The organism is Gordonibacter sp. An230 (assembly GCF_002159915.1).
In the GTDB taxonomy this organism is placed as follows: Bacteria; Actinomycetota; Coriobacteriia; order Coriobacteriales; family Eggerthellaceae; genus Rubneribacter.
On record NZ_NFJP01000005.1, the window covers coordinates 1 to 24,083 of the forward strand.

The following is a 24,083-nucleotide window of genomic DNA, read 5'->3' on the forward strand; positions in this document are numbered from 1 at the left end:
ACTGGGTCCTCCCATCCAGGGGCTCCCCCCCCCCCCCTTTTTTTTTGCGCTCGGAGCCAAGGCTCTCCTCGGCCATTTCGATGAAATGCCCAATCGCATGCTCCGGTGCCCCTTCGACTGGTTCTGTCGACGAGAGCGGTTCCGCAACGATGCGGGAGTTGCGGGAGTCGTCCTGCTCCCATGAGGCGTTCGGCGCTCATATCCGCACGTGGGAGCCGACCCGCTTCGATTCCAGACCGTTCATGATTCGCATCGGCAGACGGATATTCGATGAGCGGAGCGGCTGCGTATCGATGGCGGTTTGGCGGCGGATCCTCGCGGCCCTGCTGCAAAAGCGCCGATTTCGGCAGGTTGGCGGGCGGGGGCGGCGGCCGGCCGCGCGGCGTCCCCCGTCGGCCGCTTCCCGACCAGGGGCTTCGCCCGGCGCGCGCAAGGCCCGGGCGGGGAAGGGCCCCCGCGCCACGCGGGAGGCGCCGAAACCGGCGGTTTTGCAGCAGCCGGGCGGGGCCTTGCCGGCGGGGCCGCCGCCGGCGCGGGCCGGCCGCCGGGGGCGCGCGGCCCGCCGCGCCGTGCCCCGCGGGCGCTCCGCGGGCTCCTCTGGAGGCCCCGCCCGCTTGGCGGGGAGGGGCCCAAGGCGCCCGGCCGGAGGGGCCCGGCCCGGGCCCCGGCGGGCGCGGGCTCGCGCCGGATGCGGCCCTCAGGCGCGAGCGGGGCCCCGCCGCCGGGCCGTGCCCGGAGGCCGCGCCCGGCCCTCCGCGCGGCGACCCGCGGGCTCCTCGGAAGGCCCCCGCGCCCGGCGGGGCGCCCCCCGGCCTCGCCGCGCGCGGGCGCGGGGGCGCGGCCGGAAATCCGGCGAGCGCCAGCCCATACCGTTCTGGGTCCGGCGGCGGACGCGTCGCTTCGCTGCTGGTGCGGGATCGGCAAGGGCGGTCCGTCGAGCCGAGGTTTTGGAGCCATTCGGAGGATTCGGCGCTGCTCGTTGTGCGAGGCGCAGGCTCGAAACGAGAACCGCACCGCTGCCGGTCCGCGCCATCGCCGGTTCGGGGCGCGGATCGTAACGCGGACCGCGGTGCGGGCGTTTTTTGGGAGCAGGCCACGGTGGGGTCGGTCTCGGGAAGCGGACCTCGTCGCTGCCGGGTTCGGGGTGCTGCCGGATGCGGGGCAAGGAGCGCAATGCCGTCGAATCGCGTCGACCTTGGCTTGGGTGCGGATCGGCGATGTGCGCGCATGCGCGGAGCCTCCTATCGAAGGCGCCGGTGCCGCGCGTCGCGGTATTTGCGGATGCGCATGTGCGGTTCGCCCGCCTTCGTCGTATCTGCGTCGACTCGGGAACTTGATCGTTAGGCTGTCGGCCTGCTGCCTTGCACCAGGTCGATCACCTCTTGTTTCGAGTGGACCCCCAGCTTGCCGTAAATTCGCTTGACGTGGGTTTTCACAGTGTTTTCGGAAATATCGAGGTCGTCGGCGATCTCGGTGACGGACAGGCCTCGAGAGAGGCCCGCGAGCACTTCGCGCTCACGGGCGGTGAGGTCGTAAGTGCTGCCCAGATCGTTTTCAGGAAAGGGTCGCTCCGATCTTTCTCGGCGCAGTTGGGCCACGGCTCCGCAAAGCTCGCTGCGCGAATGCACCCCGAAGCGCCGGTAGAGCTTCTGGGCGTGGTACTTCACTGCGCTTTGCGAAAGATACAGCTCCTGCGCTATGCGCGGTATCGTGCGGCCTTCCATAAAAAGGGCGAGCACGGTTGATTCTTGGTCGGAAAGGCGATAGCGAGCGGCCAGCTCTTCAAGCGAGAGGGATGGGTCCGTCCCCTCAGCGGATGCCCGCTCGGCATCGCAGTGCTCGCCGGGACCGCCCTTTTCCCCATGTCGGACGCTGTCGCGGTGGACGTTCGTCGGAAGAGGGGCGCAGCTCTGTTTTCGCGCGTCCGAGCGTCCCACCAGCCATGATGCCGCAAGCGCGACCAGGTACAATCCCCCTAGGCCCATGAACGCCGCGCTCGTGCCGGTTTCGACTAAGTGCCGCGCAAGCGCGAGCCCCGCCGCCTCCCCTGCCAAAAGGCAAATGAGTGTCAGGCAGGATACGCCTGCGACCAACGGAAGCGCCGGCACACGGGCGATCTTCGACGCTTCGCCCACCATGCAGTACAGCACGATGCCCGTGATCATGTATCCTGTGGTGACCAAGGTGCCGGACAGCCCGGGAGGCACCGTTTCGATGAGGCCTGGCAGCACGAGGAACCCGAGAGCCGAGAGCGGCAGCGCCACGCGGTAGCTCGTTTCCAGCTTGAGGGGCTGGTGAAACACGAGGGCTGGCACCGCCATCACCACGAGCACCACGCTGGAGACGCCTTGCGTGAAGAACTGGAATTCCACGGGGTTGGCGTCGTCGAAACCTTGGCGGGCGATGGAGGACACGAGCCCGCTCACGAACGCGAACACGCCCACGGCCAGCACGCCCCGCCATAAAAGCGGTGCGATGTCGCCCGCCTGTTCGCGCACCGTGTGCTCGAGCCTCTCGGCGCGCGGCAGCTTCGCGAAGCACGCGTTAGCCGTCACGAGCGACACCGCGGTGAGGGGCAGCAGCCACGACGTGGGAAGCAGGAGCGCCACCGCCACGAGGGCGGTGGCGGCCACGTGCGTGGCGATCAGGTAGAGGTAGCTTCCGCGGTACGAGAGCAAGGGGAGCTTCGACGCCCATGCGAGCCCCATGACTCCTTGAGCCGCCCCGAGCGTTGCCGCGCCCGTCACGAACGTCGCCAGCGCTGTCGGATCCGTCGCTCCCGCGTTCGTGTGCGTGATCGCGCCTGCGACGAGCGCGAGGCCCGACAGCGCCGCCGCAGTGGCACCCGCGGCGGCGGGGACGGGCGGCAGTCCCTCCTCGTGCGAGCGCCCTCGCGCCAGCACCACGATCGCGTACGCGACGATGCGCGCGGCGGCAAGTGTGGCGAAGTAGACGTTCTCCAGCTTGGCGCCCATGCTCCCGAGGTCCGCGAACGCCGTGGCCGCATGGAAGCTCAGGATTTCGGTGAGCCAGTAAAGCGCGAACCCCGCTGCGGGGGTCGCCGGTCGCTTTCCCATATGACAGCCCTCCGCGCCGCGCGGGCGCCTCCTCCTTTTCGTACCTGTCCATGATAGCCTCTTGCAGCGCGCCGCGAGGTTGGGAATTCGTACGCAGACATGCATGGGTGACGCTGTTTGGCCGTTTCGGGTGACAAAACCGTTCCGGCGCGGTCCGGTACGGAGGATGTTGGCCCAAAGTTTGTCCGGACGGGTGATGGACGCGCCGAAAACCAGCGGTCATCATGGAGGGGCGGAGCCGCCCGGAAGGGTTGCTCCGATCGTCCGAAACCAAGGAGAGAAAGGGGACTCATATGACGAAAGGCGAGAGCGGCAAGGGCCTTTCCCGCCGAGCGTTCCTCGGCTTGGGCGCCGCAGCGGCGGTGGCGGGCGCGACGGGGCTTGCAGGGTGCGCTCCCTCTGCGAAGGAGGGGGCTGGCTCGACCGTCGAGGGCGGCACGACGACGGGAGCGGCTGCTGGTGGAAGCTTCACCGAGTTCACGCCGTCGTTCCTCAACCCGCCCGAGCCCGTCGACGAGTCGAAGGTGACCGAGACCGTCGACGCAGACGTGTGCGTGGTGGGCCTCGGCCTGGCGGGCGTGTGCGCGCTGCGCGAGGCCGCAGACGCCGGCGTCAAGGTCGTCGGCCTGGAGAAGGGTCCGGACGTGGGCTACCGCTCCGGCGAGTTCGGCACGTTCGGCAGCGAGATCCACAAGCAGCTGGGCATCGAGCAACCCGAGACGCAGGAAGTGGTCAACGAGCTCATGCGCGTCATGGGCAACCGCCCTAACGCGCAGCTGCTGAACTACTGGATCGCCAATTCCGGCCCTGACCTGGACTGGTACATCGGCACCGCCGAGCACGAGCTGCTGACGAGCGACCATGATGCGCCCGCCGACCCCGAGAAGCCCTACGTGTTCCCCGAGCGCTGCCCCGTGAACGAGAGCTACAACTGGCGCGAGGAGAACTACCCCTGCTTCCCCGGCATGGTGCACCTCTTGCCCGACCACGGCTGGGCCATGCACGGCACGCTCGAGGCTGCGCAGGCGGCCGGGGCCGAGGCGCGCTTCAACGTGAAGGGCGAGCAGCTCATCAAGGAAGGCGACCGGGTGACGGGTGTGTACGCCTCCGACGAGGACGGAAACATCATCCGCGTCAACGCGAAGCTGGGCGTGGTGCTCTCAACGGGCGACATTTCCAGCAACGCCGAGATGCTCGCCTACTATGCGCCCCAGGCCACGAAGTACGGCGTGTTCTTCAGCAGCATGGACAAGGAAGGCAAGCCGGTCAACACGGGCGACGGCCATAGGATGGCCATGTGGGCCGGCGCGGTCATGGAGGACGGACCCTACGCACCGATGACGCACAGCCTGGGCACGAACTCCATCGGCATCAATCCCTACCTTATGGTGAACCAGGACGGCAAGCGCTTCGCCAACGAGGACGTGGGAGCGCAGGAGCTGCAAAACGCCATCAAGCGCCAGAAGGGCGGCGTGTCGTACCAGATCTTCGACAGCAAGTGGAAAGAGCAGCTGTCGGCGATGCCCCAGTGCTTCGGCGGCGTGACGCACTACATACCGCCCGAGCAGGAGGCCGAGTACGAGCACGCCATCAACCACTTCGCGGCGGGCTACGCCTCCGACACCTACTTCCAAAGCGAGATCGACGCCGGCTCCATCATCCCGGGCGACACGATAGAGGAGCTGGCGAAGGCCGTGGACATTCCCGCTGACGCGCTCGTGGCCACGGTTGAGCGCTACAACGAGCTGGCGCATGCGGGCAAGGACACCGACTTCTCCAAGACGCCGAAGCGCCTGTTCCCCATCGAGAACCCTCCGTACTACATCGTGCCGTTCGGCGATTCGGGCATGCTCGTGCTCATCGGCGGCATCGATTGCGATGTGGACTGCCGCGCGCTCGATGCCGAGAAGAACCCAGTTCCGGGCCTGTTCGTGGCCGGCAACACGATGGGCGGCCGCTTCCTGGTGGACTACCCTGTGACGGTTGCGGGGGCGAGTCATTCCATGGCGATGTCGTTCGGACGCCTGGCCGGCCGCAACGCCGCCGCTGGCAAGTAGATGCCGCGCTGGGCGCGGGTCGACATGGCCCGCGCCCAGCCCCTTTTGGACCGTGCGCGCTTGTTGCTCGATCGGCTTTCGACGGCGGGCAGTCTTGCTTTCCGCGCGTCGAGGGCGGGAGCGGAGAGGGGTCCATGGCGCGGCTGCGCCGTCTCGGATGCTCAAGGTTTCGGTACGGCTTCGCGAGACGTCCGTCTGTTCCATCGGGGGCTCAATACGAAGAGCGGGCGGTTCCGCTTCGTCCCGCAGATTGCTTTGGGCGCCTGCGCTCGCTGGTTGCAAGGACGTGCGCCCGCTTCGGATTCGCGCGCTTGCGTTCGGGGCGGGCTGCCCTTTGCCGGGTTTGGCGAGCGACATTCTCAGGCTTTCTTTTGCATCGGCGAAAAGCCGTTCGCTTCAGCGCGTGTCTCATCAGGCGCAAAAGGCCCTGCCCGCTAAAGCGCGTCTGTTGCCCGGAAGTTGCCGAGGCGCTACGGCCTTGCAATCGCCTCTCGTCATTCTCGTGGAACAATGCTCACGTGAACATCGGCGAAAGCGACCGCGGGCGCTTTGACTGCGCGACCGCGAAGGGAGGCGAGACCTTTCATGGTGAAAGAAGACGGTTCTCGCAGGAATTGCGAATCGGATGATGCGTTGTGCGCGAACATGTCGAATCGCACGTCGCGTGGAGGTTTGTCGCGTCGCGCGTTCCTGGCGGGGGCATGCGCGACCGGAGCGCTCGCATTGGCGGGCGAGCTTACGGCGTGCGCGCAGGAGCCGCAGCCTGCCGACCAGGGCACGGCGGACGGTGCGGGCACGGGCGGCGATGCGGCGCAGGGCGGCTCCGCGCCTGCCAACGTGGACAAGACCTACGACACCGACCTGCTCATCGTGGGTGCCGGCGGCAGCGGGCTCGCGTGCGCGGTGCAAGCGGCGCTCAACGGCACGAATTTCATTCTTGTGGAGAAAAACTCCCAGGTGGGAGGTAATGCGAGCTTCGTCGAGGGCATGTTCGCCGTCGGCTCGACGCTGCAGCGCGAGCAAGGCGTCGAGATCGACCCGGCGGACATCGTCGAGGCCGAGCTCACGCGCGGACAGCATCGCCAGAACGGCGCGTACTGGCTCGATTTGGTGAACAAGTCGGCCGAGAACATCGATTGGTGCATCGAGCAAGGTGTTCTGTACTCGGGAACGGTCGACGACTACTACGGTGGCCTGTTCCCCACGTTCCACTGGTTCCAGGACGGGAAAGCCGAGGTGGGCTACGTCGAGCCCATGAAGGCGCGCATCGACGAGCTGGGCGTGCAGCTGCACCTCAACACCGCGGTGAAAGGCCTTCTGCGCGATGGCGACAAGGGCCGCATCACGGGGGCGTACGCCGAGGGCGACGAGGGCGTGGTGCGCTACAACGCGAAGGCGGTCGTGCTCGCCACCGGCGGATTCGGCGGCAACGCGGAGGTCATCGCCGAGCAGGGGTGGAACACCGACGGCATCCATATCGTGGGCTCGCCGAATGCGGCGGGCGACGGCTACCGCATGGCCATGGATCAGGGCGCACGCGACTTCATGGCGCAGTCGGCCCAGTCCATCCTCTACGCCATCCAGGCACTTCCGCCCATCGACTTCCACGATGCGGCTGAAAATCCCATCAACGGCTACTTCGGCATCGCGGCGGGCGGCCCGGTGCTGTGGGTGAACGAGGCGTGCGAGCGCTACAGCCGCGAGAACCTCACCGACGACAACTTGGTTTTGCAGTGCATCCCCGGCAAGGAGAACAAGGAGAACTACGTGGTGTTCGATCAGGCCATCTTCGACGAGTTCTTCGGCACGGACGACGATGCGAGAAAGACGTTCGACGACGCGCTGTCCTCCAATGACGGCAACAGCCTTCATCGGGCCGACACGATAGCCGAGCTGGCCGACGCGTTCCAACTCGACGCGGACGCGCTTGCGGCCACGGTTGATCGCTACAACGAGTTGGCCGCTGCCGGAGCCGACACCGATCTCGGCAAACCCGCCGATCTCATGGTGCCCATCGAGACGGCTCCGTTCTATATGGCGAAGCTCACGTACAGCTACTTCTTCTCGGTCGGCGGTATCGCCACCGACAAGAACCGGCGCGTGCTCGACGGCGATCGCAACCCCATCGAGGGCCTGTACGCCATCGGCAACGACGGCAACATGCTCTACCGAAACGTCTACACCATCAACATGCCGGGCACCGCGTTCGGAAACCAGGTGAACAGCGGTCGCGAGGCTGCCAACGCCGTGCGTGACTACCTGCAAAGCGCGTAGAAGCTCTCGACTGCCGCCGCGCGACGAAGGGCGCCGAAAGGCCCTTCGTCGCGCGAGCGCCACTTCCGTGCCTGGTGAGAGGCGTGCAGGTTGCGCTTTGCCGCGAGCGCACGGGGATGTGCCTGGCGAAGCGCGGCAGGGCGTGCCTGCGGCGGGGTGAAGGCCGCAGGCACGACGAAGGTTCTACGCCTTGAGCGCTGCCACCACGGCCTTGCCGGTGACCAGGCCGCTGCCGGCGTTGGGCGCGAGGTCGCTGCCGCTGTCGGCAACGGTGGAGCCGCAGCAGTACACGTTGGGGATGGGAGCGCCGTCCTTGTCCGTGAGCTGGCTGTCGGTGGCGATCTTCATGCCACCGTGCGTCTTGTAGCGGTAGGGGAAGTGCTTCATCGCGTAATAAGGGGCGGAAAGCGAGTTCAGGAACAGTTTCTTGCCGAATTCGGCATCCTCGCCCGCGGCCACCGAAGCGTCGTAGGAGGCGAACGTCTCCTTGAGCGTGCTGGCTGGAATGTCCATGGCGGCGGCCAGCTCGTCGAGCGAGTCGCACGGCCCCACGAGGCGGTCGGCATTGTTTTTCATGTTCATCTCGACGTTCCACTTCTGACTGCCGTTGACGGTCTGGTCGTCGAAGACGGTCCACCAGTACCCCAGCCCCAGCTCCACCGCCGCGTCGGGAGAGTCGTGGCTTTGGTCCTCCTTGATGAAGCGCCGACCCTGCGGGGTCACCTGCACCTGCGGCGAGAAGTACCCCCATACCGTCACCTGGGCGAGGTCGCTCATGCGGTTCGCCTCCATGTCCATGTGCGCGTACTCGCCGCCGAGGGCCTTGCACATCTGATGTCCCTCTCCCATGGAGTTCACCGTGAGCGGCCCAAGGCGCGCTTGGCTGGGCAGGTACGCCGACACCATCTCTTGGTTGCACGAGAAGCCGCCGGTGGCCACGACGATCTTCTTGGCGCGGATGTCCACGGGCTTGTCGTTCTTCTCGTCGTTGAAGCGCACGCCGATGGGCGTTCCGTCGCCATCGACGATGAAGTTCGTGGCCCGCAGATTCAGCTTGTACGTGGCGCCTTTCTCCTCAAGGCCCTTTTGCAGCGGCGTGAGCACGGCCTGCATGTCGCCGATGCCGTTGCCTGGCAGCAGCATCGAGGTGGGCGCGCCCGTATCCATATAGTCAGTGATGGGCTGGAACACGGCGCCGTAGTCGGCGGCCACGCGGTCGGCCCATTCGGTTTGGTAGACGTACACGTTGTGCTTGTAGTCCATGTCGTCGGTTTCGCCCTTCTCCTCCAATACGGGCTGGTAGGCTTTCCATTTCTCCTCGGGGTCGCCCTCGATGCCGGCATCCTTCTGCATCTTGCTGCCCGTCACGTTCATAACGCCGCACGCGATGAAGCTCTCGCCGCCCACGCGCTCCAGCTTGTCCACGAGCATGACCCGGTAGCCCGCCTCGACCGGATCCATCGCAGCCGACATGCCGGCGATCCCCGTGCCGAGGATGAGCACGTCGGTCTCTTCGCTGAACGAGACGGGAGCGGTGCCTGCAACCTGCCCGGATGCGTTCGAGCTGCTGCCGCTCGCCGCATTGCCGCTCGGCGAGCATCCTGCGAGCGTGCCCGAGGCGGCGATCACGGCGCCCGAGGCGATGGCGGCTTTCAGGAAGCTGCGGCGATCCATTGAAGCTTTCATGGTTGTCCTCCTTGTCGATGGAAGCGGTCCTTCCGATCCGCCGTGCGCGCTCTGCGTCCGGCGACCTTTTCACCCTATGTTCGATCAGGGGGTTCGTCACCGTCCGTTTCGGACTATATTGGCGTTTGAGACCGGCTTAGGGCGCGTTTGCCCGTGCACAGCGAGTCGTTTTCGGTATGATGTGTCCAGGGGGGGAGCGAAGGAGGCGGTTGGAGGCAGATGGCGCGCACTCGCACCAATATCGCGTTCTCGGCTGCCGTGATCGTGGGTTTCGGCCTGTATCGCGGCGTCAGTTCGAGCGCATACCTTTCCGCGTTCGCTTCTGTGGAATCGCCGTTCATGTTCGTTCCCGACCTTTTCTTCAACATGGTGGTGGCATGCTCGATCATCGTGTGCTCGGTCGTCGTTGTGGCGCTTGCGCTGACAGGGCGGCTGGAGGCTAACTCCATGCCGTATTGCGCGCCGGCGGCGCTGCTGCTTTCCGGCGGCGCTCTGGCCGTGATGGGGGCAAGGCTGGGGCTGCCTTCCGAGGCGGCGCTGCTCGTGCCCGGCGTGTTGTACGGCGTGGGAAGCGTCATGCTGTCTCTGTTCTGGATCGAAGCGCTTGCGACCGATGCGCCCAGCGCCATAGCCGCGCGCATCGCGTTCGGAATGCTGCTGGCCGTTGCGGTGTCGTCGGCGCTGTCGGCCTTTTCGGCGGATGCGCAGATGTGGTTGAGTTGCGCGTTGCTTGCGGTGACGACGGGGTGCGCTCGGTTCGCGCGTCGGCGCATGAGCGTTGCGGACGCGTCGGGCAGGGGCGTGGGGCCGTCCGGCGTGTCGGGCGCGTCCGAAGGGAAGGCTTCTTGCGGGCGTGCGCTTGCGCGCGTGCGGTGGGATGCGTGCCGCGGCGCGCTTCTGGAAGTGGGCGACGCGCTTGCGGCGTTCTTCGTTCTCGAGGCCGTTATCGGGCTGCTGAACAGCTTCATGTTGGCGGGGTTTGTGGGCTTCGAGGGCTCGGGTGCCGTGTCGGCTGCAGCCATTGCGGGTGCGATCATCGTGTTCTGCCTCGTCGTGTTCGTTGCGCGCCGCATGCCGAAGGTGTCCACGGTGTCAGGCGCGATCATGCCGGTGCTGGCCGCGATGCTCGTGCTCCTTCCGTTTCTCAGCGAGCGCTACCGGCTTGCGTTCTCGCTGCTGTTGTTGGGGAGCTACTGGTTTGTCGCGCTCATCGTCACGTACCTTGTGGCCGAGGCGGCGAATGTGCGCAAAGCGCCTCCTTACGTGCTGATGGGCGTCGCGATGGGCGGAGCTCGGGCATGTCTGGCGGTCTCGTTGGCTGCGGGATTCGCTGCGGCTGCGGCGGGCGGGGGCCCGGGTGACGAGGCCGAGCGCACGATGCGCTATCTGGCGATCATCGTCGTGGTGTTGTACCTGCTGTGCATGGCGCTCGTGTTCGTTTCGCGCGGACGCAAGCGTCGCCCCTCTTCTGACGAGCGGTCGGCGCTCGGCTTCGATTTCGGGGGGGGGGCGTACCGGTTCGGGCGAGTTCTCGGGCGCCGTCCCGTCGATTCCGAGGGCGCCTTTGGAGCCGGCAGCGCCCGTGGTTTCGAGCGACGCGTCGGGCTTGGGGCTTCGGGTGCTTCCGGGTCGAGTTCGTCGTGCTCGCCCGCAACCTCTTTGCCTTCTGCATTGCAGGCGGGCTGTTCTTCTTCGTCGCCGGTTGCGGGAGCGGATGCCTCCGCTGCGGATACGGGGGCGGTTGCGGCTTTGGCTGATTCTCGTGTCAAAGGGTGCGCACCAGCGCTTGACGAGCGGTGTGCGGCGGTGGCGAGGGAAGGGGGGCTCACCGGGCGCGAGGCCGAGATTCTTGTCTACTTGGCGCGCGGCCGCACGAAGGCATACGTTGCCGACGCGCTGTTCGTCACCGAGAACACGGTGCGCAGCCATGTGCGCAACATCTATTCCAAACTCGGGGTGCATACGCGCCAGGAGCTGCTCGATCTGGTGTATCGCTGAGGGTTCTGGCGCGTCGTGCTCTCGGGGCCGATGGCGCGCTGCCGGGCTGTGCGGTTGGTTTGCGGAAGGCTCGGAGCGGGCTTTCGGGGCCAAAGGCGTGGATGCAAAAGGGAGGGCGCGCCATCGGAGAGGATCGGCGCAAGGGTCGGGAGTCGTTTCAGTCGCGCTCGCTCCTTCTGTTCGGGATCGTCCTCGGCGCTGTTCGCTCCGAAAGAGTCGGGGCGATCGTCCGGGTTTGTCGATGCGCATCCGACGCTCAAGGTGGTTCGTCTTTGTTGAGCCGCCATTGATGAATGTCCGGTCATGTTTGCATAACGTCTTCTGCCGCAACAGGGAGCGAGAGGTGCGTCTCCCTGAGGGTCATGCGCTGGGTTTGCTCTGCGGGTCATGAGCTAGGTCCAAGCATTGAGCCTTCCGCTTCGCGAGCGAACGGCAGCTCCTTGCGAGGCAGCTCCCTGCGAACTGGCACGAATCGCGCTTTGTGCATGGATCTGCGGCCCATCTGCGACGCTCGGCTTCCCTCCGACTTCCCGCGACCTGGGCTTATGCCGACCGCCTTTGGCCCAGCCCCCTTCCTGGCGCCGAAAATCTATGCACAAAGCGCGATTCGTGCCAGTTAGGTCCTCTGTCCATGTCAAACCTCCGTTGATGCGAGCCTGCGCTCACTCGGACTTGCGCTCAGATCCCTTGCGGGCGGGCGCTGAGGGGCCCCGTCGGGCGAAGGGGGCCGTGCGGTGCCGACGGGGCCGTACGCGGAGGCTGCCCGGGAGCACGCCAATGGCGGTTTTGACACAGGGGAGGAGTTTTCGCGCCACGGCGCATCGGTGTGCGTCAGAGCTTTTCGGAAGGAGAGCGGTTCGGGGTGTGGCGAAGCGTGGCAAATGGATCGAACGGGTGGAAAAGGGGCATGGCGAAGGGCGGGGATGATGCCGCATTGCGGCGTATGCCCGGGGCGCGTGGCGTAGGAGCTGCGCCGAAAAGGCGGGATGTTGCCATATGGCGGGCACCCGGCGTTGCGACAGAGGGCGCGCGACAAACGGTGGGACGAGGCCGGCGTGACGGAATCCGGCGTAGCTCGCTGCTGGAACGGGGTCGACGCGAACCGGCGCACGCCGGACTGTGCATCGAGCTCCTTGCGACCGTGTGAGGCGGAGGGCTTCCCCGTTGGCAAAGGACCTTTCAAGCGCTGGAGGGATCTGCGCTGCGGATCGGTGTGTCCCCCTGCCGATCTTGGCTTAAGAGCGGATGGCGCAGCTGCGTGGCGAGAAATGACGGAGCGGTGGGACGCTGTTGCAGCGACGAAGGGACGGGGACGATGTCGCATGGAGAGGGCGTCTTGCGTTGCCGGATGTGGCAGAAGCCATGAAAGGAGAGGTTCGGTCTCGCGATGGCAAGGGGGAGGGTCGAGTTCGAACGGCGACGGCTTTGCGTGGGGCGCTCGAGCTTCCGGCGCGGATCGCGTTTGCTTTTTTGGGCGGCCTGCCGTTGTCGTAGCGAGATCTGCCTTGTCGAAGGCGTTATCGCGCGTCGCGCGGAGGCGGCACGGTGGCGACGGCTTGGCGCAGGGGTGCATCCGCTATGCGAGAAGCGCGTTCGGAGAGCGACGCTGCGGGTTTCGGCGGGCTTTCGAAAGGGGAGGGGGAGAGGGGCCTGCTCTTGTGTGGAAAATCGTCGTCCGGCCCTTTCGCTTTCGGGCGTTTCTGCGGGTGCGAGGCGCCCGCTTCCGGCATTGTGAAAGATGGCGCTTTCATGCGATTCCCCTCTGCTTTCGTGGGCCGCCTGGCGTCGCCGGTTGCGGCGATTCCCGGATGCGCACCGCATGGGGAATGGCGCAATGCGCGCCCATGGCATGTTCGGAGCGCTCGAATTCCCGGACGTACATCGTACGGGGTATGGCGCGGCGTCACGGTGTCGCGTAGTATGGGGACATGAACGACTTTCTCATGAGCGACCGGCCGATGACGGCGAAGGACTGGGCGATCGACGCAGTGGTGACGGCTGCGGCGTTTCTGTTCGGCTGCGTGCAGCTCATGCTCACGGCTTCGTCCATCGTGGTGCCGGACCTAGCACTGCGGCAGTACCTTGGCTTGGTGAACGTGGTGCCCGACACGTCGGCCTACGTGGCGCTTGCGCTCACCACGGTGCCGCTTGTCGCTCGCCGTCGCTGCCCTTGGCCGGTGTTCCTGTTCTGCTTCGTCGCTTTCTTGGGGCTGCAGGGCGCATTCGGCGGACTGTCGCTCACCATCGTGGGGCCGGCGGTGGCGCTGTACACCATCGCGAACGAACGGGGGCGCTCCGAGGCGGTTGTCGGCGCGGTGGTGGCGGCTGCGGGCCTGCTGTTCGTCGATGCCCCCTCACGGACGGCGAGCCTGGCCTTCTTCACGCGGTTTCAGAACATCGCATTCGTCGCGGCGGCGGCGTTCGCCGGATACGCCTACCGGGTGCATCGCGCCTATGTACGGGCGACCGAGGAGCGGGCTTTGGAGGCCGAGCGCACGCGCGAGGAAGAGGCGGCTCGGCGCGTGGAGGAAGAGCGCGTGCGCATCGCTCGCGAAGTGCACGACATTACGGCGCACTCGCTGTCGGCGGTGAGCATCCAGGCGGCCGCAGCTGAGCGCCTCATCGACCGAGACCCGGTGGCGGCGAGGGAGGCCGTCGTGGCCGTGCGCGCCACGGCGAAAAGCGCGCTCGACGACATCCGCAGCATGATAGGGGTCCTGCGTCGCGGCGACGAGGCGGAGACGTCGCCCGCTGCAGGCACTGACCGTTTGGACGACCTTGTGTCGTACCTGCGTGGCGCGGGGGTGGCCGCGTCGCTCGACACGCGCGCCTACGACGGTTCCCGCGTGCCCGCGCACGTCGATATGGCGTTGTTCGGCATCGCGCGCGAGGCGGCGACGAACATCGTGCGTCATGCGGGGGCGCGCACGGCCACGCTGCGCTTGGCGCTTGAGGACGGGCAGGCGCGGCTCGTGGTGGAAGACGATGGGCGCGCCGCCGTCGCGCAGGCTTTCGAACCTGCGGATGCCGCCCCCGGTCGTGCGGGCGGCGGCCACGGCATCCCCGGCATGGCCGAGCGCGTGCATCTGCTCGGCGGAGCGTTTTCCGCAGGCCCCAAGGCCGGCGGCGGCTTTCGTGTGGTGGCGAGCATTCCCGTGAGAGGAACGGAGGGGTAGGGTATGGAGCGAACAGGGCGGCAAACCCGACCGGAGCAACCGGGGTCGACGGAGCGCGAGGAGCGCTCTGGACGCTCGGGGCGCGTTGAGCCGGTGCGCGTACTGGTCGCGGACGACCAGGACCTTGTGCGCAGCGGATTCAAACTCATCCTCGCGTCGTACGATGGCATCGAGGTGGTGGGCGAGGCGCGCGACGGCGAAGAGGCCGTCGAGCTGTCCCGGCGGCTTCTTCCCGACGTGGTGCTCATGGACATCCGCATGCCGCGCATGAACGGTATCGAGGCTACGCGCGCCATCTGCGCCGATGATGCGCTCGAGGGGGTTCGCGTGCTCATCCTCACAACGTTTGATCTGGACGAGTACGTCTACGATGCGCTGGCCGCAGGCGCCGGCGGCTTTCTGCTGAAGGACTCCGAGCCCGACGAGATCGCAGCTGCCGTTCGCGTCGTGGCGCGCGGCGACGCGCTCATCGAGCCGTCCATCACGCGTCGGCTTGTCGAGACGTTCGTGGCCACGCGTCCCGCCGGCATGGTGGCGGGACGCGCGGCCGGACTCTCCCGGCTGACGGATCGCGAGCGGGAGATCCTCGTGCTGGTGGCGCGAGGCTTCACAAACGAAGAGATCGGATCAAACCTGTTCATCTCGCCTGCCACGGTCAAAACGCACCTTGCGCGCATTATGGCGAAGCTCGATGCCCATGATCGCGCCCAGCTCGTCGTGCGCGCCTACGAAAGCGGCCTCGTGAAGCCGGGGCTGCGGTGATCCGCCCTCGCTAGGCCGTTGGGACGGAGCGGTAGATGGCCTCGATATGACGGACGAAGTGCTCTTCCGCTTCGGTGAGCCTTCGTGTGCGCCAGAACAGGTGCAGCGGCGCAACGACGGGTGATCCGTCCTCGTGGACGAGAGGCACGACGAGCACCCCGTCGTCGCGAACTGTGCGCTGCGCGTGTTGGAGGGGCCTGATGGCGAAGACCTCCCCCCGGGCTATGGCGCTCGCGTCGCTTTCCAGTTCGATTTGGAGGGGCGACAGGTGCGAGGAGGATTCCAGGTTGGGATGGCGGTCGAGCAGCGACGCGGCGAACGCCTTCTCTCCCGGAGAGGAGAGCGCGCCGCATTCGGACAGGTCGCGAAGCGTCGCGGACGCTTGGTCTTTGAACCGCGGCAGCGATGCCGACACCACGGCAGCCAGCGAATAGAAAGCAAGAGCCACCTTTTCCACTCCAGTTGGAGGGGCGGCGCCGTTTATGCCGAAGTCGAGCGTGCCGCGTATAACCCCGTCGATGAGAAGGTCGCCTTTCATTTCGACGAACTCCCATTGAGTCTCGGGGCGGGCGGATTGCACGTCGCGCAGGGAGTCTACGTCGAGCGTCCCGCCGTGCGTTTTGAGGCACAGGGGGTTGATGCCCACTGTCACGATCTGCCGCCTGCCCTCTCGGTAGCGTAGCGCAGTGCGTTCGATGCGGTCGAGGCCGAGGAACACGTTGCGCGCCTCGTCGCGGATCGCCGCGCCGAACTCTGTCAGATGCAGCCCGTTGCTGCGGTCGAACAGAGGCGCGCCCAAACGGCTCTCGAGGATTTGGACGCCCTTCGATACGGCCTGCGGAGACACGAACAGGTTTTTGGCGGCACGTGAAAAGCTTCCGGTTTCCGCCGACTCCAGAAAGTACGAAAGCTGTCTCATGTCGATGTCGATCACGGCGTTCCCCTCCGTCGCGTTCTTTTGCGGCTCGGGACATCCTCCCCGATGCGTGGATGTCTCGAACGCCGTCCGCCCATTTTACCATGTTCCCTTTGATGAGCGAGAAGCATCTCTTTCAAGAAATGGTTGTCGCTTTCAGTCATACGTTGCTTCGCCTGCGCCGCATCGCACGTCTATCCTGATCTCGAAGGACGTGTCGCGCCGAAGCGGTTTTGCGTTGGATCGATCGTCGCGACGTCCTGCGAAGGGGTGCGGCGCGGTCGCGTCGCGTGCATCATGCAAGAAAGGAGAAGGGAGATCATCATGGATATCGATCGCAGGGGATTCCTTAAAGGGGCGTTGGGCTTGGGCGCGCTTGCGGCCGCCGGAGCGACGGTGGGAGGCTGCGCTCCGAGCAGCGCAAGCGATGCGAATGCGGCCGTCAACGGCACGTTCGAGGGCGTGGGCCAGGGGATGCAGGGCGACATCAAGGTGTCCATCGACGTGAGCAGCGGCGTCATCACGAACGTCGAAGTGGTGGAGGCGAAAGAGACCCCCTACGTGGCGGAAGTGGCCCTCGAGCGCATTCCCGCCCAGATCGTGGAGCATCAAACGACCTCGGTGGACACGGTGACCGGGGCCACGCTGTGCTCCATGGGCATCATGACCGCGGCTGAGGACGCGGCGAAGAACGCGGGGCTTGACATGGGCGCCCTGAAGAAGAATGCGTTCACGGCGTCTCCCGGCCCGGATGAGACGTGGGACACCGACGTGCTCGTGATCGGCGGAGGCGGCGCGGCGTGGTCGGCCGCCATCACGGCGGCTCAGGCGGGTTCGAAGGTCACGCTCATCGAGAAAGGGTCGGTGTTCGGCGGGAACACCATGATGGCCGGTGCGGCTTTCAACGCGGTTGACCCCGACGCCCAGGCCATTATGCGCCTTTCGGCGGCTCAGAAGGGCACGCTCGACGGTTACCTGGCCCTTTCCGTGGACGACCCTGCGCTCAAGTTCGATCAGTTCCCCGAATGGAAGGACGTGCTCGTCAACTTGCAGGGCGAGATAAGCGCGTACTATGCGGCCAACGAGGGCAAGACGCCCGGAGTCGATCTACCCGGATTCGATTCGGTGTCGCTGCATATGTGGCACATCTACGTGGGAGGCCTGCGCGAGATGTCCGACGGCACATGGATAGCGTCTGACATCGACCTTGCGCGCACGCTCGCGGAAAACGCGCTGGGCACGTTCGAATGGATGGACGCCCAGAACATGGAGTGCGTGTACGGCTCGAAGGCCACCGAGGGCCTGTACACGGTGCTCGGGGCCATGTGGCCGCGTACGCATACGTTCGTTCAGGGCAAGGACCGCATCACGCGTTTGCGCGAGGCGGCGGAGAAGGTTGGTGTGTCCTCATACGCCGAGACGGCCGCCAAGCAGCTTCTCACCGATGGCGGCGCGGTGGTCGGCGCGGTGGCCGAGCGTTCGGACGGCACGAAGATCACCATCAACGCCGTGCAAGGCGTCGTGCTCGCGTGCGGCGGGTACTGCGCGAACCCGGCGATGGTGAAGAAATACGACAAGTACTGGGGAGACGACCTCAGTGACACCACGTTGACCACCAACATGGGCACCAACGAGGGCGACGGCATCGTCATGGCGCAAGAGATCGGCGCCGCAACCACCGGCTTGGAGGTGGCGCAGATGATGCCTTCCTCGTCTCCGGTGAAGGGCACGATGACCGACGGCGTGTGGGGAGACGCCTCCGAGCAGATTTGGATCGACGGGGCGGGCAACCGGTTCGTCGACGAGTACGCGGAGCGCGACGTGCTGGCCAAGGCATCCCTCAAGCTTGACAACGGCATCTTCTACATCCTGTACGCTGGCGCGGCGGACGAAACAGGCTGGGTGAAGGGAGCCGAGTACGAGGGAACCGCACCTTCGGGGTCGATCAAGGATTTCGTTGAGTCGGGCCAGGTATGGTACGGCGAGACGCTCGAGGAGCTGGCCGAGGCCTCCAAGAACCCCGCCGCCGGTGTCGCCCCCGGATTCTCCGCTGACGCGCTCCGTTCGACCATCGAAACCTACAATCGCTACTTCGAGAACCAGAAAGACGAGGACTTCGGCAAAGAGGTTATCTCGGGCGCCGTCGACATCGATGCGGTGGAGAGCACGGAGGGCGTCGGGTTCGTGATCAGCCCGCGTCGGGCATCACTGCATCACACCATGGGCGGCGTGGTCATCGACACCGAAGCCCATGTGCTCGACGAGCAAGGTCAGATCATCGAGGGCTTGTTCGCCGCAGGCGAGGTGACGGGCGGCATCCATGCGGGCAACCGTCTCGGCGGCAACGCCATCGCTGACATCTTCACATTCGGCCAGATCGCAGGACGGGGTGTCTCCGCTCGCTAAAGTGCGATAAACAGCAAAGGGGAGGGCGGCCGCGCACTTGTTGCGCGGCCGCCCTGTTTCAATTGTGACGAACATTTGGCGATTGGGCGAAATCTTAGTCGGCTGCGCTCATATTTCCTCATTACCTCTTGCATTCGGGTGCGAGGATGCTATGATTGCTCATTGTTTAGCACTCGTTACTACTGAGTGCTAGCAGTCGCCACAATCGAGTGGTTAAATAGGCAAACGTGCGATAACCAGTTTCGTACACCAGTCGGACGAAAGGAAGGCAGCGTTATGAATTTGAAACCTCTGGGTGATCGCGTGATCGTCAAGCAGGACGAGGCCGAGGAGACGACGGCCTCCGGCCTGTACCTCGCCACCGAGGCGAAGGAGAAGCCCCAGAGCGGCACGGTTCTGGCTGTGGGCGACGGCAAGCTCGACAAGGACGGCAACCTGGTTCCCGTTCCCGTGAAGGTGGGCGACAAGGTCGTGTACGGCAAGTACGGTGGAACCGAGATCAACGTGGAGGGCGAGGACGTCCTCATCCTGCGCGCCGACGACCTGTACGCGGTGTTCGCGTAAGTTAGGTCCGACGGCTTTCGCGATGGCTGCCCGGTTTGCCAACCTGAGCGCTTTCGCCGCGGCGCGAAAGTCGCTTGGCTAAAGCGTTGCCCAGCCGGGTGCGAAGGGCGCTTGCCGACAAGCTGTCGCTTGCCGGTCCAAGGTCTGCAGCGCATCGCGAAACCTTGCGATCACCTTTACTAGATACCAGTCGAAAGGAAGCACACATCATGGCGAAAGAGATCAAGTTCGAGGCCGACGCTCGCAGCGCGCTCGCTGCCGGCGTGAGCAAGCTGGCCGACGCTGTCAAGGTGACGCTCGGCCCCAAGGGCCGCTACGTCGCCCTGGAGAAGTCCTATGGCGCTCCCACTATCACCAACGACGGCGTGACCGTTGCCAAGGAAGTGGAGCTTGAGGATCCGGTCGAGAACATGGGCGCCCAGCTCGTGCGCGAGGTGGCCGTGAAGACCAACGACGTGGCCGGCGACGGCACCACCACCGCCACGCTTTTGGCCGACGTTATCGTGTCCGAGGGCCTGCGCAACGTGACCGCCGGCGCCGACGCGCTCGGCATCCGTCGCGGCATCCAGAAGGCCACCGACGCCGTGGTCGAGGCCATCAAGGCCGACGCCACGCCGGTTGCCGGCAAGGACCAGATCGCCAACGTGGGCACCATCTCCGCGGGTGACGCCGAGATCGGCGAGAAGATCGCCGAGGCCATGGAGGCCGTGGGCAACGAGGGCGCCATCTCCGTGGAGGAGAACGCGCAGTCGTTCGACCTCGAGCTCGACATCGTCGAGGGCATGCAGTACGAGCGCGGCTACATTTCGCCGTACATGGCCACCGACATGGAGAAGATGGAGGCCGTCCTCTCCGATCCCTACATCCTGCTGACCGACCAGAAGATCACGAACGTCCAGGACATGGTGCCGCTTCTGGAGGAGGTCATGCGCTCCGGTCGCCCGCTGTTCATCGTCGCCGAGGACGTTGAGGGCGAGGCGTTGGCCACCATCCTGCTCAACAAGCTGCGCGGCACGTTCAACTGCGTCGCCATCAAGGCTCCCGGTTTCGGCGACCGTCGCAAGCGCATCCTCGAGGACATCGCGGCCGTCACCGGCGCGCAGGTCATCGACAAGGACTTCGGCATGACCATGGCCGACGCCAAGGTCGACATGCTCGGCCATGCCAAGACGGTCAAGGTCACCAAGGACACCGCCCTCATCGTGGACGGCGCCGGCGACAAGAAGGCCATCGAGGATCGCATCCATCAGATCAAGGCCGAGCTCGAGCGCGTCGACTCCGACTTCGACCGCGAGAAGCTGCAGGAGCGCTTGGCGAAGCTGTCCGGCGGCGTGGCCGTGCTCAAGGTGGGCGCTGCGACCGAGTCCGAGCTCAAGGAGAAGAAGTCCCGCATCGAGGATGCCCTGCAGGCCACCCGCGCGGCTGTCGAGGAGGGCATCGTCGCCGGCGGCGGCGTGGCGCTGCTCGACGTGCAATCCGCGCTCGATGCCATTGACACCGCCGACAAGGACGAGGAAGTGGGTATCGCCATCATCCGCAAGGCGCTCGAGGCTCCCATCCGCGCGATCTCCCAGAACGCCGGCTACGAGGGCAGCGTCGTTGTGGAGCGCGTCAAGGGCATGGCTAAGGGCGAGGGCCTGAACTGCGCCACCGGCGAGTACGGCAACATGATCGAGATGGGCGTGAACGACCCCGTGAAGGTGACCCGCACGGCGCTGCAGTCCGCCGCTTCCGTCGCGGCCCTCATCCTCATCACCGAGGCCACCATCAACGACATCCCGAAGGATCCCGATCCGGCGGCCATGGCTGCTGCTGCGGGCGGCATGGGCGGCATGATGTAAGCCTTTCGGCTTGCAAACTTGCACGCACGCTTGCGCATCGAGAGGGGCCGCATCTGCGGCCCCTCTTTTGCGTGCGGCTTGTTAGCGCTGCGCGAGGAAACGCAACGCCGCTGCATCGGCGGGGGCGTGGAAGCGGGGCTCATCCAATCCTGCTCGGAGTGTGAGCGCGTCAGGCCCTTCGTAGGTTGTCAGCGTGCGCAGCTCGACTTCTTCGGCTGTTTCGGCGCTCTCTCCAAGCTTTGCGGTCGCGCGCTGTTGGAATGAGGCCGTGTGCTCGATGGCCTCTGAAGGCTTCTCGGCGCTTTGCCGGGCAGGAAAGTCGAAGCCCGAAACGAGAGACGTAATGGCGTCTTTATCCTCGCAGGTGGCGACGACCTCTCCGGTTCGCACATCGGTCAGCGTGATGTGTTCGGCTTTGACCAGGGCAGACGCGGCATCGACCGTGTTCGCATCATCGTTGATGTCGGCGAACATGCCCGCCAGATCATCTTGCACCCCCTTGAGAGACGAGGCCGCGTCGTTGACCGCATCGGAGGCAGCTTGCTCGGCATCGTCGGAGGGGTGTCCGCTGTCGTTTGAATCGGTGACGAACGAGCGTCCGGCGAGGGCCGATACGCCGAGGGCGGCGAGAAGGGCGGAGCATGCGGTCTTGCGAACGGGAACGAGATGCGGCGGAAATATCAAAAAAAGAAAAAAGATGAGCCTTTCTAGGCGAACGATGTCGAATGCGAACGCATTGGCGCAGGCGTGAGGATGCGGGCGCGTTGACATGCGAGATTCCGTATGGCAACGCGCCCGAGATGCGTGCTAGCGAAAGTGCGCTATCGATCCTTCTTGGAGACGAGCAGCAAGATGCCGCCGATGAGCGACACGAAGATGAGCGTGCACACGCCGAATCCGGTTGTGTTCGCCTTCGTTCCCTTGTAGATGCCCCAGATGTGCACGGTCATGGGGATCATCCAGGCAAGAGGAATGATGGCCCAGCACACTGCCACGGTCGAGATGACGCACAGGACGAAAGCGGCCAGACGCAGGCCGCGGTCGCTGTCGGAGGACTGAGTCTGCGCGTAGGTGGTGGAGGCGTTCGGCTGCGCATCGGCGAAGTCGTCGGTCCAGCGCGTGCCGTCCCAATAGCGAAGCTTCTCGGGGTTGCCCGAGGGGTCGGGATACCATCCAGCTTGTGTAGTTTCCATGATCTCCTCCAATAGTTGTGGGATAAGTAACAAAAAGTATAACCTATCAATAGGATTCTGTCCTCTATTGTCGCTCCTATAGCGCAATTTTACCCCCCCCCTCCCGTTTTCTTTTCGTCTTTCCCCTCAGGCGCTTCGCGGCCATCGGGTTGGACAATGCGCCCTCTCGCAATAGGGGTGTTCTTCGTTCAAGGCCTGCCGTGCCGCTCTCCGATAAAGTCTCTGCCGGGGGTCTTGCCGGCTCTCTTTGCGATCGATGGCCGTTTCGCGACGGGGGGCTGTCGTGCGGATGAGATGCGGCTTGGTGGGCTACAATGCACGGTATGGAAGAATTCTTGCATATCTCGGGGCACGTTCTCGCGCATTCGGTTACGGACACCCTGTACCTCATCCCGTTTCTGTTGGTTACGTATGTGGCTATGGAATGGCTTGAGCACAAGGCGGGCGGCAAAGCCGAGGGCGCCATTCGGCGTGCGGGGGCTGCGGGCCCCATCGTGGGCTCCGTCGTGGGCGTGGTGCCGCAGTGCGGGTTCTCTGCGGCGGCGGCCACGCTCTGGGCGGGACGCGTCATCACGCTCGGAACGCTGTTCGCCGTGCTCTTGTCCACCTCTGACGAGATGCTGCCTATCTTCATCGCCGAACAGGTGCCAGCCGACGTTGTTCTCAAAATCGTCGGCGCGAAGATCATCATAGGAATGACGATGGGGTTCATCGTGGATGCGGGTTTGCGCATTATGCGTCGCATCGACGCCCCATTGCACATCCATGAGTTGTGCGAGCAGGAGCGCTGCCACTGCCATGACGGCGGTGGCAGCGTCCTCAAAAGCGCCGTGAGGCACACGCTGCAGGTGACGCTGTTCGTGTTCGTCGTCACTCTCGTGCTGAACGGCGCGCTCGAGGTGGTGGGCGAGGATGCCCTCGCCGAGCTCCTGAGGGCGAACCCGGTGCTCTCGGTGTTCGGTTCGGCGCTCGTTGGTCTCGTGCCGAACTGCGCGGCTAGCGTCGTCATCGCGCAGCTGTACGTGGAGGGCGTGCTAGGAACGGGCGCGATGCTGGCGGGGCTGCTGGTCAGCGCCGGTGTGGGTCTGCTCGTGCTCGTGCGGACGAACCGTCGCGTCAAGGAGAATGCAGCTATCGTCGTCGCGTTGTACGCCATGGGTGTTGGCTGGGGGCTTCTCGCAGACGCGTTCGGCATCGTGTTCTAGGGGTTGGAAGCTTGCCGTGGGCGACCCTGCGCATTCGCGCAGCGGGCGGCAGGCGCTCGACGGTCGTGCGGTGCGTCCTCGGACGGGCGGCGGCACGACTGCGCGCTCGCTGACGGGTGGCGCAGCGGGGTGGCCGCCCGGCAGCTCGGTTGCGATGCTTGGCGGGCGAGCATGCGGAGGCGCCCGGTCGTCAGAATGTACGATGAGGAGGACGCATGTCGGAGAGAGATCGCATGGAGGCGGGCGAGCTGTACCGCTTCGAGGGTGACGCAGAGCTCATGGCGCTAGGCGTGCGCTCGCGTCGGTTGACGCGCCGCTACAATGCCACGCGCGAAGACGAGGAGGAGCTGCGTCGCGAGTTGCTCGAAGAGCTGTTCGGCTCGATGGGGGAGGGCGCCCGCGTCGAGCCTCCACTGCATTGCGACTACGGCTTCAACATCCATGCGGGTGCGCGCTTCTTCGCGAATTATGGCCTGATCGTGCTCGACGAGTGCCGCGTCTCCATCGGCGACGACGTGATGATAGGGCCGCGCGTGAGCCTGTGCTGTGCGGGTCATCCCATCGACGCGGGCGTGAGGGCGAGCGGATTGGAGTACGGCAAGCCCATCTCTATCGGGAACAACGTGTGGATCGGTGCGCACACGGTGGTGAATCCGGGCGTGACCATCGGAGACAACACGGTGATTGGCTCCGGTTCTGTGGTGACGAAGGATGTGCCCGCGAACGTGGTGGCGGCGGGCAACCCGTGCCGTGTGCTGCGGTCCATCACCGCCGAGGACGCTGCTCGTTGGAAGGCTGCGCGCGATGCCTACCTTGCCGCCGTGGCGGCAGAGGTCGAGGAAGGACGTTGACGTTTGCCGCTTCGCTGTCCGCCCCACCGACTCTCGGCTTCCGCTCTCCTTCGTTTGCGTTGGCGGCGCGTCGTCTT

15 protein-coding genes are annotated in these 24,083 nt (G+C 65.6%); 10 read left to right on the forward strand and 5 right to left on the reverse strand.

Features of this window, described 5'->3' with window-relative positions; genetic code table 11:
- Positions 1 to 1,340: 1,340 nt before the first annotated feature.
- Entirely contained in the window at positions 1,341 to 3,077 is a 1,737-nt protein-coding gene (locus B5F40_RS16870) for a helix-turn-helix domain-containing protein (protein ID WP_275531811.1), read from the reverse strand.
- 293 nt (positions 3,078 to 3,370) lie between these two features.
- On the opposite strand from B5F40_RS16870, the gene B5F40_RS03765 reads away from it, so the two are divergent.
- On the forward strand, positions 3,371 to 5,134 hold the full coding sequence (locus B5F40_RS03765; RefSeq protein WP_087193052.1) for an FAD-dependent oxidoreductase: 1,764 nt from the start codon (positions 3,371 to 3,373) through the stop codon (positions 5,132 to 5,134).
- Positions 5,135 to 5,719: 585 nt separating this feature from the next.
- Complete coding sequence (locus B5F40_RS03770; RefSeq protein ID WP_239442897.1) at positions 5,720 to 7,408, forward strand: FAD-dependent oxidoreductase; 1,689 nt, start codon at positions 5,720 to 5,722, stop codon at positions 7,406 to 7,408.
- A gap of 183 nt (positions 7,409 to 7,591) precedes the next feature.
- Here the strand turns inward: B5F40_RS03770 and B5F40_RS03775 are convergent, their stop codons facing one another.
- A complete protein-coding gene (locus tag B5F40_RS03775; RefSeq protein WP_087193053.1) occupies positions 7,592 to 9,094 on the reverse strand; it encodes an FAD-dependent oxidoreductase in 1,503 nt (500 codons plus the stop codon).
- 219 nt (positions 9,095 to 9,313) lie between these two features.
- On the opposite strand from B5F40_RS03775, the gene B5F40_RS16595 reads away from it, so the two are divergent.
- The 3 genes from B5F40_RS16595 (at position 9,314) to B5F40_RS03790 (ending at position 15,030) form a co-directional block, all read left to right on the forward strand.
- A complete protein-coding gene (locus tag B5F40_RS16595) occupies positions 9,314 to 11,092 on the forward strand; it encodes a helix-turn-helix transcriptional regulator (RefSeq protein ID WP_087193054.1) in 1,779 nt (592 codons plus the stop codon).
- Positions 11,093 to 13,020: 1,928 nt separating this feature from the next.
- The gene (locus B5F40_RS03785) at positions 13,021 to 14,268 is read left to right on the forward strand and encodes a sensor histidine kinase (RefSeq protein ID WP_087193055.1); all 1,248 of its coding nucleotides are present in this window, start codon (positions 13,021 to 13,023) and stop codon (positions 14,266 to 14,268) included.
- 3 nt (positions 14,269 to 14,271) lie between these two features.
- A complete protein-coding gene (locus B5F40_RS03790; protein ID WP_087193056.1) occupies positions 14,272 to 15,030 on the forward strand; it encodes a response regulator transcription factor in 759 nt (252 codons plus the stop codon).
- A 10-nt stretch (positions 15,031 to 15,040) separates the two neighbouring features.
- Here the strand turns inward: B5F40_RS03790 and B5F40_RS03795 are convergent, their stop codons facing one another.
- Positions 15,041 to 15,964, reverse strand: coding sequence for a LysR family transcriptional regulator (locus B5F40_RS03795; RefSeq protein ID WP_087193057.1), 924 nt, complete (start codon positions 15,962 to 15,964; stop codon positions 15,041 to 15,043).
- A gap of 306 nt (positions 15,965 to 16,270) precedes the next feature.
- Between B5F40_RS03795 and B5F40_RS03800 the strand changes: the two genes are divergently transcribed.
- The 3 genes from B5F40_RS03800 (at position 16,271) to groL (ending at position 20,757) form a co-directional block, all read left to right on the forward strand.
- Positions 16,271 to 18,352, forward strand: a complete 2,082-nt coding sequence (locus tag B5F40_RS03800; protein WP_087193058.1) for an FAD-dependent oxidoreductase — start codon at positions 16,271 to 16,273, stop codon at positions 18,350 to 18,352.
- Positions 18,353 to 18,628: 276 nt separating this feature from the next.
- A complete protein-coding gene (locus B5F40_RS03805; RefSeq protein WP_087193059.1) occupies positions 18,629 to 18,916 on the forward strand; it encodes a co-chaperone GroES in 288 nt (95 codons plus the stop codon).
- A gap of 209 nt (positions 18,917 to 19,125) precedes the next feature.
- A complete protein-coding gene (gene groL, locus B5F40_RS03810; RefSeq protein WP_087193060.1) occupies positions 19,126 to 20,757 on the forward strand; it encodes a chaperonin GroEL in 1,632 nt (543 codons plus the stop codon).
- 81 nt (positions 20,758 to 20,838) lie between these two features.
- On the opposite strand, the gene B5F40_RS15835 is transcribed toward groL, so the two are convergent.
- Positions 20,839 to 21,252, reverse strand: coding sequence for a hypothetical protein (locus B5F40_RS15835; RefSeq protein WP_140396404.1), 414 nt, complete (start codon positions 21,250 to 21,252; stop codon positions 20,839 to 20,841).
- 326 nt (positions 21,253 to 21,578) lie between these two features.
- Positions 21,579 to 21,950, reverse strand: a complete 372-nt coding sequence (locus tag B5F40_RS16395; RefSeq protein ID WP_204217322.1) for a DUF2510 domain-containing protein — start codon at positions 21,948 to 21,950, stop codon at positions 21,579 to 21,581.
- 323 nt (positions 21,951 to 22,273) lie between these two features.
- On the opposite strand from B5F40_RS16395, the gene B5F40_RS03825 reads away from it, so the two are divergent.
- Both B5F40_RS03825 and B5F40_RS16925 read left to right on the forward strand, forming a co-directional pair.
- Positions 22,274 to 23,155, forward strand: coding sequence for an arsenic efflux protein (locus tag B5F40_RS03825; protein ID WP_087193062.1), 882 nt, complete (start codon positions 22,274 to 22,276; stop codon positions 23,153 to 23,155).
- Between the two features lie 215 nt (positions 23,156 to 23,370).
- Positions 23,371 to 24,006, forward strand: a complete 636-nt coding sequence (locus B5F40_RS16925) for a sugar O-acetyltransferase (RefSeq protein ID WP_087193063.1) — start codon at positions 23,371 to 23,373, stop codon at positions 24,004 to 24,006.
- Positions 24,007 to 24,083 lie beyond the last annotated feature (77 nt).

Bases quoted from the DNA above. Each gene is read 5' to 3' on its own strand.
- B5F40_RS03765 (WP_087193052.1), top strand. From the start codon at position 3,371: ATGACGAAAGGCGAGAGCGGCAAGGGCCTTTCCCGCCGAGCGTTCCTC.
- B5F40_RS03800 (WP_087193058.1), top strand. From the start codon at position 16,271: ATGGATATCGATCGCAGGGGATTCCTTAAAGGGGCGTTGGGCTTGGGC.
- B5F40_RS03825 (WP_087193062.1), top strand. From the start codon at position 22,274: ATGGAAGAATTCTTGCATATCTCGGGGCACGTTCTCGCGCATTCGGTT.
- B5F40_RS16395 (WP_204217322.1), bottom strand. From the start codon at position 21,950: ATGGAAACTACACAAGCTGGATGGTATCCCGACCCCTCGGGCAACCCC.
- B5F40_RS16925 (WP_087193063.1), top strand. From the start codon at position 23,371: ATGTCGGAGAGAGATCGCATGGAGGCGGGCGAGCTGTACCGCTTCGAG.
- groL (WP_087193060.1), top strand. From the start codon at position 19,126: ATGGCGAAAGAGATCAAGTTCGAGGCCGACGCTCGCAGCGCGCTCGCT.
- B5F40_RS16595 (WP_087193054.1), top strand. From the start codon at position 9,314: ATGGCGCGCACTCGCACCAATATCGCGTTCTCGGCTGCCGTGATCGTG.
- B5F40_RS03775 (WP_087193053.1), bottom strand. From the start codon at position 9,094: ATGAAAGCTTCAATGGATCGCCGCAGCTTCCTGAAAGCCGCCATCGCC.
- B5F40_RS16870 (WP_275531811.1), bottom strand. From the start codon at position 3,077: ATGGGAAAGCGACCGGCGACCCCCGCAGCGGGGTTCGCGCTTTACTGG.
- B5F40_RS03790 (WP_087193056.1), top strand. From the start codon at position 14,272: ATGGAGCGAACAGGGCGGCAAACCCGACCGGAGCAACCGGGGTCGACG.
- B5F40_RS03785 (WP_087193055.1), top strand. From the start codon at position 13,021: ATGAACGACTTTCTCATGAGCGACCGGCCGATGACGGCGAAGGACTGG.
- B5F40_RS03770 (WP_239442897.1), top strand. From the start codon at position 5,720: ATGGTGAAAGAAGACGGTTCTCGCAGGAATTGCGAATCGGATGATGCG.
- B5F40_RS03805 (WP_087193059.1), top strand. From the start codon at position 18,629: ATGAATTTGAAACCTCTGGGTGATCGCGTGATCGTCAAGCAGGACGAG.